General features: G+C 70.5%; 13 protein-coding genes. 9 read left to right on the top strand and 4 right to left on the bottom strand.

Translation table 11 applies throughout. From position 1 onward, the window contains the following. Positions 1-112: 112 nt before the first annotated feature. A complete protein-coding gene (locus ACTFAP_RS25835; RefSeq protein WP_390122263.1) occupies positions 113-544 on the top strand; it encodes an NUDIX hydrolase in 432 nt (143 codons plus the stop codon). Between the two features lie 79 nt (positions 545-623). Here the strand turns inward: ACTFAP_RS25835 and ACTFAP_RS25830 are convergent, their stop codons facing one another. Beyond that, complete coding sequence (locus ACTFAP_RS25830) at positions 624-1,730, bottom strand: protein kinase family protein (RefSeq protein WP_500467563.1); 1,107 nt, start codon at positions 1,728-1,730, stop codon at positions 624-626. Between the two features lie 558 nt (positions 1,731-2,288). Between ACTFAP_RS25830 and ACTFAP_RS25825 the strand changes: the two genes are divergently transcribed. Both ACTFAP_RS25825 and ACTFAP_RS25820 read left to right on the top strand, forming a co-directional pair. Beyond that, positions 2,289-3,392 carry a glycoside hydrolase family 62 protein gene (locus ACTFAP_RS25825; RefSeq protein WP_500467562.1) on the top strand — a complete coding sequence of 368 codons (1,104 nt, stop codon included), beginning with the start codon at positions 2,289-2,291 and terminating at the stop codon, positions 3,390-3,392. Between the two features lie 101 nt (positions 3,393-3,493). Continuing rightward, entirely contained in the window at positions 3,494-4,408 is a 915-nt protein-coding gene (locus ACTFAP_RS25820; RefSeq protein ID WP_500467561.1) for an alpha/beta hydrolase family protein, read from the top strand. Positions 4,409-4,584: 176 nt separating this feature from the next. On the opposite strand, the gene ACTFAP_RS25815 is transcribed toward ACTFAP_RS25820, so the two are convergent. After that, on the bottom strand, positions 4,585-5,355 hold the full coding sequence (locus ACTFAP_RS25815) for an FCD domain-containing protein (protein WP_495682544.1): 771 nt from the start codon (positions 5,353-5,355) through the stop codon (positions 4,585-4,587). 153 nt (positions 5,356-5,508) lie between these two features. Here ACTFAP_RS25815 and ACTFAP_RS25810 point away from each other — a divergent pair, with 153 nt between their 5' ends. From ACTFAP_RS25810 to ACTFAP_RS25790, 5 genes are all read left to right on the top strand, one after another. Beyond that, the gene (locus ACTFAP_RS25810) at positions 5,509-6,774 is read left to right on the top strand and encodes an ABC transporter substrate-binding protein (RefSeq protein WP_500467560.1); all 1,266 of its coding nucleotides are present in this window, start codon (positions 5,509-5,511) and stop codon (positions 6,772-6,774) included. Between the two features lie 142 nt (positions 6,775-6,916). Further along, positions 6,917-7,762 carry a carbohydrate ABC transporter permease gene (locus ACTFAP_RS25805; protein ID WP_500469570.1) on the top strand — a complete coding sequence of 282 codons (846 nt, stop codon included), beginning with the start codon at positions 6,917-6,919 and terminating at the stop codon, positions 7,760-7,762. Continuing rightward, positions 7,762-8,589 (top strand): carbohydrate ABC transporter permease, encoded by an 828-nt coding sequence (locus ACTFAP_RS25800; protein ID WP_500467559.1) that lies wholly within the window; start codon positions 7,762-7,764, stop codon positions 8,587-8,589. Before ACTFAP_RS25805 ends, ACTFAP_RS25800 begins: the two co-directional genes overlap by 1 nt. Position 8,590: 1 nt before the next feature. Further along, positions 8,591-9,853, top strand: coding sequence for a mandelate racemase/muconate lactonizing enzyme family protein (locus tag ACTFAP_RS25795; protein WP_500467558.1), 1,263 nt, complete (start codon positions 8,591-8,593; stop codon positions 9,851-9,853). 3 nt (positions 9,854-9,856) lie between these two features. Further along, positions 9,857-11,893: a right-handed parallel beta-helix repeat-containing protein gene (locus ACTFAP_RS25790; RefSeq protein WP_500467557.1), complete on the top strand. Its 2,037-nt coding sequence runs from the start codon at positions 9,857-9,859 to the stop codon at positions 11,891-11,893. 563 nt (positions 11,894-12,456) lie between these two features. Here the strand turns inward: ACTFAP_RS25790 and ACTFAP_RS25785 are convergent. Then, positions 12,457-14,049, bottom strand: a complete 1,593-nt coding sequence (locus ACTFAP_RS25785; RefSeq protein WP_500467556.1) for an MFS transporter — start codon at positions 14,047-14,049, stop codon at positions 12,457-12,459. Positions 14,050-14,144: 95 nt separating this feature from the next. Here ACTFAP_RS25785 and ACTFAP_RS25780 point away from each other — a divergent pair, with 95 nt between their 5' ends. Next, positions 14,145-14,513: a MerR family transcriptional regulator gene (locus ACTFAP_RS25780; protein ID WP_500467555.1), complete on the top strand. Its 369-nt coding sequence runs from the start codon at positions 14,145-14,147 to the stop codon at positions 14,511-14,513. A gap of 25 nt (positions 14,514-14,538) precedes the next feature. Here the strand turns inward: ACTFAP_RS25780 and ACTFAP_RS25775 are convergent, their stop codons facing one another. Further along, positions 14,539-14,709, bottom strand: a complete 171-nt coding sequence (locus ACTFAP_RS25775; RefSeq protein WP_495682537.1) for an NDP-hexose 2,3-dehydratase family protein — start codon at positions 14,707-14,709, stop codon at positions 14,539-14,541. Positions 14,710-15,115 lie beyond the last annotated feature (406 nt).

Raw genomic sequence — 15,115 nt, 5'->3', positions numbered from 1 at the left:
GGGGCACTCGCCCCGGAGCACCCGGAGTTCCGTAGCGGGCTTCCCGCCGCGTGCGGCCGGTACGCCACCGCTAAGGTCCTACCGCCCGACACTCCGCCGGAGGGACCCCTACGTGCAACCCCACACCGTCATCGACGTCATGGTGATCCTCGAACGAGGCGACCGGATCCTCCTGGCCGAGCGCTCGGGCACCGGCTACGCCGACGGCATGCTCAATCTGCCCTCCGGAAAGGTCGACCCCGGCGAGAGCGTCATCGAGGCGGCGGTGCGCGAAGCGCGGGAGGAAGTCGGCATCGCCATCAATCCGTCGGCTCTGCGCACCGTGCACGTCATGCACCACCGCAGCCCCGAAGGCCGGGCACGGATCGGCTGGTTCTTCGCCACGGCCGACTGGGAGGGCGAACCGTTCAACGCGGAACCCGGGAAATGCGCCGGCATCGGCTGGCACCGCCCGGGCGAACTCCCGGCGCACACCGTCCCGTACAACGCCCACGGTATCGCTCACTACCTCACCGGGGAGAGCTTCTCAACTCACGGCTGGTGATGCGCGGGCGGGGCTCGGAAGGACGTTCACACCACACCGCAGCTCTCCGGACGGTGCTGGGTGCTTCTCCGCAGGGCTCTTACGGCCCGGTCGGCGCACCGGGCGGGGCGTCCTGCTCAAGGATCAGGCGGATCGCCTCATCCGGGTAGGGGGTTTCGCGGCTCTCCTGCTGGAAGGTGCGGATGAAGTCCCACATCACCGGGGCGAGCGGCGCATGGCGGGTGATGATCGAGGCGGCTGCCTCCGGGGTGCCCGTGAGCCGCTCGCCCTCGGCGCACGCGCGCACCAGCGCGTAGCGTTCGTCCCACCCGTAGCCGGCCCCGTACAGGGCGGTGATCAGCCAGTACACCAGGTAGGTGGCGGTGTAGGCCCGGTCGTAGCTCGCGTGCCGAACGGGGAGGGCGGCCTCGTCCGGGGACAGCTCGAAGCGGGAGGAGAGCGCGAGGCCGTAGTCGGCGAAGTACAGGCGGCGGCCGTCGGTCAGGATGTTCTGGAAATGGGCGTCGAAGTGCACCAGCCCGCGGGCGTTCATGAACGAGACGCCGGCCCGCAGTTCGTCGTCCACCGCGACACAGGCTCGCTCGGCGGCCTCGCCGCCCGCCCGGATGCGCTCACCGAGCCACTCGTGCAGGTTCTGCGGGATGTACTCCAGGAACAGCGTGAGACTGGCCGTGGACTGCTGGATCCCTCCGATCCGCCGGCGTACCTCCGGCCGGCCTCCCCAGTAGGCGACGGCCCCTTCCACATCGGCGAGTTCTTCGGGCAGTGGCCGGCCGGCCGTCGGGAGCACCCGCCAGTGGTGCATCAGGGGGAAGCCCTCGTGATCGCCGGCGATCACCCAGTTCGTCGTCATGGTGTGGACGGCCAGCTCCCGCCAGGCCCCGACGCCCGGGCCGCCGATGCTGCCGACCCCGTACTGGCAGAACGACGGCAGGCCGTACAGATTGGCCGTGGAGTGCACGTTCTCCGGCCGTCGCTCCAGATCGGTCAGGGGCACCTGCTTGACGAATACGGGGGCTCCGTCGATCTCCAGCAGTACGGTCCTGCCACCGATACCGGAACCGACCGACGGGGCGGCCTCGACCAGCTCCTGCAGGCTGCGGTCACTGCGCAGCGCCAGCGACGTGGCGACGGCACCATGGGCGGCCAGCCGCACACCGCGTGACCTGTCAGCGTTTCCCACCATGCCTCCAGCCGAGCCCCCCATCCCGCGCGGCCACTCCAACCGACGCCCGGACCGGCCCTGTTCGCCACCCTCTCACGGCCCACCTGCCGTGCGGAACCGAGCGTCACCCCTGCCCCGGGGTCCCTTGAAGCAGGGTTCCGCGCACCTGACCCGGTCCATTCCGTGGACAGCTCCGCCGTGGTGCCCGAGGGAGAACGTGGCCCCTACGTCCACAGATGCACCCCGTCGGCGGGCGCAACCACGCCGGCGCCGACCACGGCGGACGGGGACGGTCCGGAGGCGGAGGCGGAGGCGGAGGCGGAAATTCGTACGACGTATGTTGACTCATGTCTGGCCCTCGCTATCATCCGAGACGTTTGAAGGGTCAGTCGACGTTCGACGGGTCGGACATTCGAACTGGCCGCCGGTCCGTGTCCCCACACACGGACCATGACAGGACGTACGCGCACCATCCGTTTTGTTCCGGTGAGGTCCCCCCACACCCCGCTGTGCCGGACACCATGGCCAGGCGATGTTCGTGTGGTTGAGCCCACCGGCCGAGCCGACACGGAGTCTTTGATGCCTGCCTCAGTACGCCGTTCCCGCTCCCGGCCCCTCCACGCGGCCGTCGTCCTCCTGCTCGGTGTGGCGTTGGCGCTGGTCGCCGCGCCCGCCTCCGGTGAGCAGGCGGCCGACATCGCCCCCCAGGCCGACCCCGCCCAGCAGCAGTTACCCGACACCTTCCAGTGGTCCTCCGGCGGTCCCCTGATCTCCCCCGCGCCGAACCTCAACTCGGTCGCGGCCAAGGACCCGTCGGTGGTCCAGGACGATGACGGAACCTGGCACGTCTTCTTCACCAGGGTCGACACCAGCGGCGACTGGGGACTGGCCCACACGAGCTTCACCGACTGGTCACAGGCCGCGAGTGCTCCGCAGACCGACCTGGAAGCCGCTTCCGCCATCGGGCCCGGCTATCGCGCGGCACCTCACGCGTTCTACTTCGCGCCGCACGACGAGTGGTACCTCGTCTACCAGACCGGCCTGCCGTCGTTCTCCACCACGACCGACCCCAATGACCCCACCAGTTGGTCCGCGCCGCGGAACTTCATGGACAGCGTGCCCGAGGTGGTCCGGCAGAACATCGGCAACGGCAACTGGCTCGACTTCTTCGTCATCTGCGACGACACCATGTGCTACCTGTTCTCCGCGGACGACAACGGCCACGTCTACCGGTCCGAAACCACCATGGCGGACTTCCCGAACGGCTTCGACAACACGCAGATCGTCCTGGAGGACGGCGCGTACGACCTCTTCGAGGGCGGCGCCGTCTACCGCGTCGGCGACACCGACACCTATCTGCTGATCTGGGAGGCCATCGGCCCGGACGGGCGGCGCTGGTACCGCGCCTTCACCGCCCAGGGCCTGACCGGCCAGTGGACACCGCTGGCCGACACCCAGCAGAACCCCTTCGCCAGCCGCAACAACGTCACCTTCGCATCCGGTGCCTGGACGCAGGACATCAGTCACGGCGAGCTGGTCCGCGCCACCAACGACCAGACCATGACCATCGACCCCTGCGACCTCCGACTCCTCTACCAGGGCATCGACCCCTCCGCGAGCGGCGAATACTCTCAGCTCCCCTGGCGTCTGGGCCTGGCCACCAGCACCACGAACAGCTGCTGATCCGCGCACGGGGCCGGGCCCGCCCGGCCCTCAGCCGCACCTCCCCCACTCTCCCCCCATCCCCCACCATCCTCCACCATCCCCCACACAAGGAGTCACCCATGACGATGCGACGACGCACGCTCCTGGGTCTCGGCGCCGCCGGAGCGATCGGGACGAGCGCCGCGCTGCTCGGCGCCGCACCGGTCCAGGCGCTCCCCGCCCACGGAACCAGGCAGGCCCCCACGCAGGCCTTCGCCGTCGGAGTCCGGGAATACCACTGGGCGCGCGGCGGCCGTTCGCTGTTCACCAAGGTCTTCTACCCGGCCGCCGGCACCCCCGGCGGCCAGCCCGTCCCCAACGCGCCGGTCGCCGACGGGGTGTTCCCCGTCGCCGAGTTCAGCCACGGCATGGGGTGCAACTCCGACTGCTACTCCTCGCAGACCAACGATCTGGCCGCGGCGGGCTTCATCTGCCCCGCTCCTTCCTTCTCCGACAACACGAACCTCGGGAGCGTCTACGGCGGCGAATGGTCGAGGGACGTGTCCGAGGTCATCACCCGGACACTGGCGCTCGGCGACTCCTGGGACGACCCGATGGCCGGACACATCGACACCGGGGCCGGAGTCGGTGTCTCCGGCCACTCCATGGGTGGCATGACCACCCAGGGACTGGTCACCTCCTGGCCGGACGATCGCATCGCCGCAGCGGTGCCGATCGCCTGCGTGGACATGGGCGACCCGACCGGCGCGGTCGGGGCCAACGTGCTGTTCATCCACGGCGACCGGGACCCGACCTGTGACTACCAATCGGCCCGCGCCGCCTACGACAAGCTGGCCGCTCCCAAGGCCTTCCTCACCCATGTGGGGGCGGACCACGGCTCCTACCTGATCCCGGACTTCCCGACCTACCCGCAGACCGAGAACACCTTCCTCGACTGGTTCCGCTGGAGCTTGTACGGCGACACCGGTGCCCGTGACCGCCTTCCGGCCGGCGCAACGGCCGATGGCACCAGGTGGGAGGCGGTACTGGGGTAGTCCGGGTGACCGGCGCCCGCCATCGCCGTGCCGGCGGACGGCCGTACGGGTCCGTCCCGGGTCCCGCGGCGGTCGAGCCGTCACGACATCGTGTGGGCGCCTCCCGGGGCCGGCCGCTCTCTTCCTCCAGCGACGGCGGCCGGCTCCGGGCACCGGCCCGCGACGTCCGGCAGACCTCAGCGCCGCAGCCGCACCGGCTCGCCGGGGCCGCTGCGCCGGACCAGCCACGCCTCGGTGATGTGGGCGAACATCGCCTGGGCGGCGCCGGGCGGGTCTTGGGCGGCGATGCGTTCGTAGATGCGGCGGTGGCCCTGGTTGGACGCGACACACAGGGCTCGCTCGGTCTTCCCCACGTACCGGGCGGTGTTGATGGCCTGGCTCTCCAGTGAGCGCACCACGGCACGGGCGATGCGGTTCTGCGAGACCCGCATGATCGTGTCGTGGAAGGCGCGGTCGTGTTCCTCGTACGTGACGTGGTCGTCCACGAGTTCGTCCATCCCGTCGACGAGCGTGCGCAACCGGTCGACAACCTCGTCCGTGGCGAGCTGGGCGGCGAGGTTGGCCATGTCGGACTCCAACAGGCGCCGTGTGACGACGAGATCGTCGAGGATCGTCAGGCTCTCGTCCCCCTCGACGCTGGCCCCGAGCACCAGCTCATCGAGCATGTTCCACCGGGTCGACGGCGTCACCACGGTGCCGGCCCCCTGACGGACGTGGACCAGGCCCTTCTCCTGAAGGAGCTTCACCGCCTCGCGCACCACGGTCCGGCTGACCCCGAACGCCTCGCACAGCCCCGGCTCGGCCGGCAGAGAGGTGCCGGGCGGGTAATCCCCTCGGACGATGCGCACCACCAACTCCGCGGTGAGCGCCCTCGCGAGGCTGGCCGGTCGTCGCACCCAGGCCGGTGGCGGCGCAGCGCCCGAAGTGGCTTGCTGTGATGCCGTCATAGTCCCTCCGGTGGCCCGCGATCAGGCGGCGCCACGATTCCCGCCGCCAGTATACGCACCACCCCTTGACGCCAAACATCATACGACTTACGTTTCCTGACCATCTGGACCGACGGGCGGGCTGCCCCGGCACCCTCCGGAGAGTGAGCGGCGATGAAGCGGCGGGCACTGTGGTCGACGGCGCTGGCGGTGGCTCTGGCCCTGACCGGCTGCGGCAGCGCGGGATCGGGTTCCGCCTCCGGCTCCCGGGAGGACACGCTGGTCGTCTGGGACTGGAAGTCCGGTGACGAGGCCGCGGCCGCGTACATCGAGGAGGCGAAGGCCGACTTCGCCGAGCGACACCCGGATGTGACCGTGGAATTCGTGGCACAGCCCTTCGACCAGTACTACACCCTGCTCGGCACGGCCATGCGGACCGGTCAGGGCCCCGACGTGATGCTCTTCAACGGTGGCGGCCAACTCCGGGAGCGGGCCGATGACCTGCTGCCCCTCGACGACTATGTGGCCCAGGACCTGCGGAGGCTGGCGGGCTGGGAGGCGTTCTCCAGGGACGGCACCGTCTACGCGGCGCCGGTGACGCTCCAGGGACACCCCATCTACTACAACAAGGCCCTCTACGAGGAGGCCGGGCTCGACCCCGAGAACCCGGCCACCACGTGGGAGGAGTTCCTCGGGGACTGCCGGACCATCGCGCAGGAGACCCCGGCCACCTGCTTCGCCCTGGGGAACAAGGAGGGCTACGGCATCCAGTTCTTCCTCTCGGCTCTGGGATCGGCCGTCCTGCCGCCACAGCAGTACGCCGACTGGATCGCCGGGAACCGGGACTGGACCTCGCCCCAGGTACGCCGGATCTTCGAACTCTGGCAGGAGGTCGACGGCGCGGGCCTGAACAACGACGGCGTCAACTCCACCGCGCTGTTCAACGATTCCCTCGCCCTCTTCGCCTCCGGCAGCGCCGCCCACATCGCCGGACTCATGTCGGACGTGGGTCATTGGGAGGAGTTCGGCGAGTTCCTCGGCGAGGACAACGTCGGCGTGCTGCGCGCCCCGGTCCTCACGGAGGAGGCGGTTCCCAGCCTGCCCTACGACGGCGGCATCGGGTACGCGGTCGCGAAGGGGACCCAGAACCCGGACCTCGCCGCCGACCTGGTCCGTTCCCTGACGTCCACCGGGGCGCTGGCCGCCTTCCACGCCGACGCCGGGGCGATCGTCGCGGACACCACGGTGGACGTCTCCGGTGGCGGCCCCGCCCTGGCCACCATCGTGCGGGAGATCGAGACCGGCAGGCCCGCCCTGCATGTCGCGCTGTCGGCCCGGACGCTGGACCTGATGGGGCGACTGTCCCAACAGCTCCTCAGCGGGTCGGTCGGCGTCGATGACGCGCTGCGGCAGCTGGCCGACTCCGACCGGGCTGGCTGACCCTGTGCCCGTCCACAGTTCGCCGCCCCCTGCTCACCCGGCCACGGCCGGTCCGACCGGGCGTCCGGGCGCCGCCGGTACCCGCCGCGCGGCCCCGGGCCAGAGTGGGCCACGGTACGGGTCCGGTCGCCGCGCGGAACGGCTGGCGCCCTACGTCCTGCTCGCCCCGGCCATCCTGATCATCCTCGCGCTCCGGCTGTTCCCGCTGCTCCTGGGCGTCAACTTCTCCCTCACCGGCGACGGCGAGCGGGACGGGCAACCGGTCGGCCTGGACAACTACACGGAGCTGTTGCGGGATCCGCTCTTCCGCACCGCGCTGGAGAACGTCGGGCTGCTGGTAGTGCTGTTGCCGGTGGCGGTCGCGATCCCCGGCCTGCTGGCCACCTTCATCCACCTGCGCGTGCCGGGGCACCGGTTCTACCGCGGCGTCTACTTCTTCCCGGCCGTGCTCTCACCGGTGATCGTCGGCGCGATCTTCAACCTCCTGCTCGCCTTCGACGGCCCCCTGAACTCCGGGCTCGGGCAGCTGGGCATCGGCCCGATCGACTGGCTCGGTGACCCGGACATCGCCATGTTCACCGTCGTCGGCGTCCACATCTGGGCGACCTTCGGGATGGCGCTGGTGGTCTTCCTGGCCGGCTTCTCCACCCTGGACCCCTCGCTCCAGGACGCCGCCCGCGTCGACGGGGCGTCGCTGCCGCAGCTCATCCGGCACGTGATCGTCCCGGGCCTGTCCCGCACGATCCAGTTCGTCGTCGTCACCACGATGATCGGCATGCTGACCTCGATGTTCGGCCTGCTGTACGTGATGACGAGCGGCGGCCCCGAGGGCTCCACGTACCTGCCGGAGTACTACGTCTGGATCCAGCAGGGCCAGCTGAACCGGCCCGCGCTCGCCTCGGCCGCCTCCACCGTTCTGTTCGTCATCATGCTCGTCGTCGGCCTCGCACAGATCGCGCTGCTGCGCCGCTCGGGGAGGGAGAGCTGATGCGCGGCCCCCGTCTCGGCAGATGGCTGGTGGCCCTCCCCATGGCCGCCCTGGCCCTGGCGACGATCTACCCCCTGCTGTTCACGGGCAACGTCGCCATGAAGACCCGGCACGACTACGTCCTCGACCGGTTCACCCCGGCACCGTCCCCGAACCTGGACAACGTCGCCGCGGCGTGGACGAACGCCGGCATGGGCCGGTACGTCGTCAACTCCCTCGCCGTCGTGACCTGCGCCGTGGTGGTGCTCCTGCTCATCGGCTCGATGGCCGGCTTCGCCCTGAGCCACCTGCGGTTCCGGGGCTCACGGGTGCTCTTCCTGGGCTGCCTCGCGGCCCTGTTCGTACCCTTCCAGGTCATCATGGTCCCCCTGGCGCGGATCATGGCGGACGCCCAGCTCATGGACACCTACACCGGGCTGATCCTCGCCTACGTCGCCCAGTTCCTCCCGTTCACGATCTTCTTGATGACGAGCTACTACACCACCATTCCGCGCGAGATCGTGGACGCGGCCAGGATCGACGGGAACACGCCCTACGGCGTCTACCGGCGCGTCATGCTGCCGATGGGGCGTCCGGCCCTGCTGTCGGTCGGCATCCTCAACGCCCTGTTCTGCTGGAACGACGTGCTCATCGCCCTGCTGATGATGCCGTCCCCCGAACACCGCACCCTGATGGTCGGCGTCACCTCACTGCGCGGCCAGTACTCCGACAACATCCCCGTCTTCGCCTCCGGGGTGCTGATCGCCGCGCTTCCGCTGCTCGTGCTCTACGTCTTCTTCCAGCGCCAGATCGCCGACGGCGTCACCGCCGGTTCCACGAAGGGATGACATGCGGATCACCGGGTATCGCACCCTGACGACGGTGCAGAGGTGGGGCCGTCCCGTCGGGGACGCCAACGGCGTCTTCGCCGACGGTGTCGTCCCCGTCCCGATCATCCTCGTGGACACGGACGAGGGCATCACCGGCGCCGGTCTGGGATCACACGCGGAAGCGGACGTCCTCTTCACGGCCATCGAAGGTGAGGACCCGCGCGGCGTGACCGTGCTCTATGACCGCATGCTGCGGCAGACCTTCAAGGCCGGGCACGCCGGGGCCCGGTTCGGAACCATCGGCGCCCTCGACACCGCCTTGTGGGACATCAAGGCGCAAGCGGCCGGAGAACCCCTGTGGCGGCTCCTCGGCGGACTCGACCGGACCGTACCCGCCTATGCCTCCGGCCTCGACATCGGGCTGGGCGAGGACGAACTGATCGCGGTCTACCAGGAGTACGCCGAGCACGGCATCCGGGCGGCCAAGATCAAGGGCGGCCTCGACCCCGACCGGGACCGGCGGCGCCTGACCCTGGTCCAGGAGGTGCTGACCGAGGCCGCACGCGGCGTACGGCCCGGCCTGATGCTCGACGCGAACGAGTCGTGGACCCGTAAACAGGCCGTCCGTCACGTCGCCGAGATCGAACGCACCCTGGACCTCATCTGGATCGAGGAGCCCGTCAGGCGCTGGGACGCCGAGGGCCTGGCCGCCGTCCAGCGCGGTGTCCGCGCCTCAGTGGCGAGCGGGGAGAACCTGACGGGTCTGGAACAGTACCGGCCGCTGCTCACCGCGGGCGCGCTCGACATCGTCCAGACCGCCGCGGTCCACGGGGTGACGCATTTTCTGCGGGTCGCCGCCCTGGCCCACGCCCACGACCTCCCCGTCAGCCCGATCGGCAACACCCCCGTCGGGCTGCTGCACGCCGCGACGGCCATGCCCCATCACCTGGTCAGCGAGCTGCAAGACCTTCAGCCCCCGGCCGGCCTGTCCCTCGACCTGCACGTGGAGGACGGCGCGTTCGTCCTCGGCGACACTCCGGGACTCGGTCTGCGCGTCGACGCGGAAACGATCACCGCCCGCCACGCACCGCACACCGCCGCGCCGGGCACCCCGCACATCCGACCGGAGCAGGCCGGACGGCGCCTGCTCCCGGTGACCGGGAACGCGCCACGGCGCCCCGCGGGGTCCATGCTCCCGGCTCCGGTCATCCAGGAACCGCGCCCCGCACTCCACCCGGATCCCGCTCTCCTGGTAGCGCCCCGCCATGACGAAAGGACGTAAGCCGTGCCCCCACCACAGCTCTCGACCCGCCTGCGCATACCCCTCGCGGCGTGTGCCGCGGCCCTGTCCACCGCGGTGTTCACCGCCCTGCCCGTTCCCGCGGCACACGCCGTGCCCAGCGGCCACACCATCGTCGTCGCGCCCACCGGCGCCCAGCACGCCGCCGATGGCGGTCCCGGCACCGCCGAACAGCCGCTGGCGACCCTGGCGGAGGCGCAGCACCGGGCGCGGGAGCTCGCCGCCCGGGCCGACGGCGACGTCACCGTCACGCTCCTCGACGGGACGTACCGGCTCGGTGAGCCGCTGCGGTTCGACGCCGCTGACTCCGGACGGGACGGCCACACCGTGGCGTATCGGGCCGCCGAGGGAGCGCGGCCCGTGCTGACCGGGGCCGAGCCGGTCACCGGCTGGGAACTGGATGATCCGGCCACCGGCGTCTACCGGGCGGAGGTCGGCACGGGCTTCGACACCCGGCAGCTGTACGTCGACGGTGCCCTCGCCCAGCGCGCCCGCACCGGTCTGGCCCCGTCGGACATCAGCCTCAACGCCACCGGCTTCACCCTGGACAACCCGGACCTCGGCTATCTCGCGGACCTGCCCGACCAGCGGCGCATCGAACTCCAGGCGATGCTGTCGTTCACCAATCGCTTCGCACCGGTGGACAGCATCACCGGCTCCACGGTCGTCATGCGGCAGCCGGCGTGGGACAACAACACCTACGGCTACGACACGATCCAGTCGCCGTTCCGCGCGCCGGCGTTCTGGCTGCTGAACTCCAGGGCGTTCCTCGACGAGCCCGGCGAGTGGTACCTGGACACCACGGGCGGGACGCTCTACTACAAGCCGCTCGTGGGGCAGGACCTGGCGACCGCGCGGGTCGAACTGCCGCGGCTGGAAACACTGGTCGAGGTCGGCGGCAGCTACGACGAACCCGCCCACGACCTCTCCTTCGCAGGGCTCACCTTCACCGGTACCACCTGGCTGCACCCCGGCTCGCCCGACGGATACGCCAACCAGCAGACCGGCACGTTCCTCACCGGCGTCCAGGAGCACCGGCCCGCCGACGCGTTCACCTCCTGCGCGGCCGGGTGCAGAGGTTTCGAAGGAGCCCGCAACACCTGGGGGCAGGCGCCCGCCGCCGTGCAGGTGTCGGCGGCGCACGACATTCTCTTCGAGAGCAACACCTTCGTGAACCTCGGCTCGGTCGGGCTCGGCATCGGCAACGACGCCAACGCGCACGCCACCGGCGTCGGCCTCGGGGCACGGAACGTCTCCGTCATCGGCAACACGTTCACCGCCGGCGCGGGCGGCGGCATCGTGGTCGGCGGAGTGCGCCCCGACGCCCACCACCCCTCCGACGCACGCATGACCAACAGCGACATCCTGATCCGTCACAACCGCGTCTTCTCCACCGCGCTGGAGTACCTGGACCACGACGGGATCTTCGCCAGCTACGTGACGCGGCTGACCATTGAGCACAATGAGGTGTCCGACATGCCCTACACGGGCATCGGCGTCGGATTCGGCTGGGGCGCCAACGACCCCGGCGGCAATCCCGAATATCTCCACCGAGGGCTCTACGACTTCCAGCCGGTCTACGACACACCTACCACCCTGTCCGACGTCCGCGTGGTGGGCAATCACATCAGCGACGTGATCCACACACTGTTCGACGCCGGCTGCGTCTACACGCTCTCCGCGATGCCCGGCAGCACCATCGAGGGGAACTTCTGCGAGAACAGCGGCCAACTCGGGCTGTACTTCGACGAAGGCTCCCGGTACATCACCGCCACCCGCAACGTCTTCCTCAACACGGCGGCACAGTGGGCGCACGCCAACAACCAGAACGGCAACACCACCGGCGACCAGACCTTGACCGGGAACTACACGACCAACCCGGCCATCACCGGCCTGGTCACCGGCGAACGCGGCAACACCGTCGAGGGAACCGTCCTCTTCACCCCCGGCGACATCCCCGCCGAGGCCCGCGAGATCATCGCCGACGCCGGGCCTCCCGCGTCACACCGCGGCACGTCCTGAGGTACGGGGTGGCGAGGCCGCCGAGGGTTCGCCTTCGCACCGGGACAGGGTCGCCGCACCACGACGGAGGGGCGAGGCTCACCACGCGGCATCGACCACCCTCTCAAGGAGCGCGGCGTCCCGGGCCGGCGGCATCGTTCCGTGGGTCGCACGGTTGCTCACGCCGCGCCCCGGCGTCCGAGGAGGGCCTGGCCCCTCGGCCACCCTGGCCATGAGCCTCTGACCTGCTCTTCCCACCGGCCGGCGGGCCGGCAGGTCAGAGGCTCTTCACTCCTACCCGCGGATGCCTGCCAGTTCTCGGGCCGTAGTTCACGCGATGAACCATGGCTTGACGTCCAGCAGGGGCGCCGTCCACTGCGTCCAGGTACGGCTGCACGCCGGTCCAGTTCCGCCACGGCAGGGACGCCGCGATGACGCACTGGAGACAGGGCGCGTCCCGTACCGGATGCTGTACGCCGAGCGCGTGCAGAATGATGGCCATCCATGATCCGTCGACCGAAGCCCAGCGGATGGCCGTCGGTCGACGGACCGGGGCGCACGCCTCCCGGCGACGACCGGCTCCGTCAGGCCGTCTCAGCCGGCTCCGGCTCCTGCTTCGGCGCCTGGTGGCCGGTGGCCGGGGTGCGGCGCAGGGACACGGCGGCCAGCACGGCCGCGCCCAGGAGCGCGACGGTGGCGAGCAGCGCAGTGGCGTGCAGCCCGGTCGTGAACGCCTCGCGGGCCGCGTCGAGCAGCGCGCCGCCCAGCGGCTCCGGCAGGCCCTCCGCGGTGCTGACCGCGCCGCCGATGGTCTCCTGGGCGTCGCGCAGCGCCTCGTCACCGACGGCGTCCGGCGCGTGGTCCGACAGCTGCTGCCGGTAGACGGCGAGACCGAGGCTGCCGAGCAGCGCCATGCCCAGGGCCAGCCCGAGTTCGGCGCCGCTCTCCGAGATGGCCGAGGCGGCGCCGGCGCGTTCCGGCGGAGCCGAGCCGACGATCAGGTCCGTGGTCAGGGCGAGGATCGGGGTGATGCCGACGTACAGCACGGTGAAGCCGGTGACCGCCCACGCCAGACCGTCCTCGCCGTCCGCCGCGGTGACCAGCGCCGCGCCGACCGCGGCCACCACCAGGCACCCGGCGACCACGACGGCCGGCCGCACCCGGGCCACCACCTTCGGCGCGAGCAGCGTGCCGCCGATCCCGATGGCGACCGCAGGCAGCGTCCACAGCCCCGCCTCCAGCGGGGAGAGGCCGATGACGGACTGGAGGTACTGCATCAGCAGCAGCTGGGTGCCGGCCATCGCGCACACCGCCAGCGTCTGGGTGCTCAGGGCGGCGCTGAACGCCGGGAGGCGGAAGAGCCCCAGGTCCACCAGGGGCTCAGCGAGCCGCTGCTGCCGCCGCAGGAAGGCAGCGCCGACCGCGAGACCCAGCAGAGCCCACCCCAGCGGCGCCACCCCCGGCCCGGACTCCGACAGCTTCTTGACGGCGTACACCAGGGAGAGCACCGCCGCCATCGACATCGCGGCGCTGAGGATGTCGAAGCGTCCGGCCGATCGCTCCCCACGCTGCTCGGGCAGCAGCCGGGGCCCGGTGACGAGCAGCAGCAGCATCACCGGCACGGCGATGAGGAAGACGGAGCCCCACCAGAAGAACTCCAGGAGCGCGCCGCCCACCAGCGGGCCGATGGCCTCGCCGCTGATGAACGCGGTCATCCAGACCGCGACCGCGAACGTGCGCTGCGCCGGAACGGCGAACATCGTCGAGATCAGCGCCAACGTCGAGGGCATCAGGGTGGCGCCGGCCACCCCCAGCAACGCCCGTGCGGCGATGAGCATTTCGGCGCTCTGCGCGTAGGCGGCCAGCACCGAGGCGACGGTGAACGCGGCGGCGCCGACGAGCAACAGCCGACGGCGCCCGATCCGGTCGCCGAGCGTTCCCATGGTCATCAGGAAGCCGGCGATCAGGAAGCCGTAGATGTCCAGGATCCACAGCAGCTGACTGCCGGTCGGGGAGAGGTCCGCACTGATGGTGGGAGCGGCCAGGTGCAGCACGGTCATGTCCATCGCCAGCACGACGGTGGGCAGGGCGAGTACGGCGAGCCCGACCCACTCCCGCCGCCCCGCCCGCTGCGGTGCGCTGTCGCCGGTGGTCACAGGTGTCTCCTTTGCTCGCATCAGGGGAGATGAGGACGACGTCGCGTCAGCGGCACGTTAGGCTCTGACATCGGTGTGAGAGTCAAGTCGTGACCGAGTGTCAGAGGATGTGTCCGGTGCGGATCGGGGAGCTCTCACGCCGTACGGGGGTCAGCGAGCGGATGCTCCGCTACTACGAGGAGCAAGGGCTCCTGCACCCGTACCGGCGCCCCAGCGGGTACCGCGAGTACCAGGAGGGGGACGTCGAGGCGGTGCGCCGCATCCGGACCCTGCTGTCGGCCGGTCTGCCCACCGTTCTCATCGCGGAGGTGCTGCCGTGCATGCGGGACGACGGCCAGAGGCTGATCCCCACGTGCGCGGAGATGCTGGACGACCTGCGTGAAGCCAGGGCCCGGCTCAGCAGCGTCATCGACGAGCTGAGCGCCTCGCGCGCTGTGCTGGACGAGGTGATCGCCGCCGCCCCGCCGGTGGTGGACTCCGTGTGAACCGGGCCGCGGCCGGCTGACCCGGTCACGGCCCTGCCCGACCAGCGAGGCCGCGCAGGCAGGCCAGCAGGCTGCGTGCCTGCACGTTGAGGTAGTTGCTGTGCCGGAGCAGCTCCTGGACCTGGCGCACGGTCAGCCACCGGAAGCCGGGCGTCGAGGACATGGTCGAGGACGACCCGGCGGGCCGTGATCTCACCCGTCCGGTCGCAGCGAAGCAACAGGTGCTCTCCGCAGCCGGGCCGCGACCCCGGTTGCTCCACGACCCATGGGGACCGTGAAGGAACGAGAAAGTGCCGGCCGGATTCCGGCCAGCACCACAGAGGTACGTACGGTGAGTGTCCGAGGGGGGGACGTGAACTCTCCCCTCGGACACCGGGGTCATGAGTCTCTGACCTGCGGCAACGGCGCCTCAAGGAAAATCAGCGCCCCGGGCTATATCGGTGCTTCCGGCTGTTCCGGACCGCTACTGGTCACGCGCTGGTCATGCCAGAGAGCGTCTATCCTCGCTCCTCACGGCTCTCTCCGCGCCCACGTCCATTCATTCATCCGGTGGCTGACCCCCGAGTCGGTGAGCCCGACTGCTGGGGCCGGAACCAACTTTT

It is taken from the genome of Streptomyces sp. PH9007 (assembly GCF_059813725.1).
This window is presented reverse-complemented; position numbering and strand designations above follow the sequence as displayed.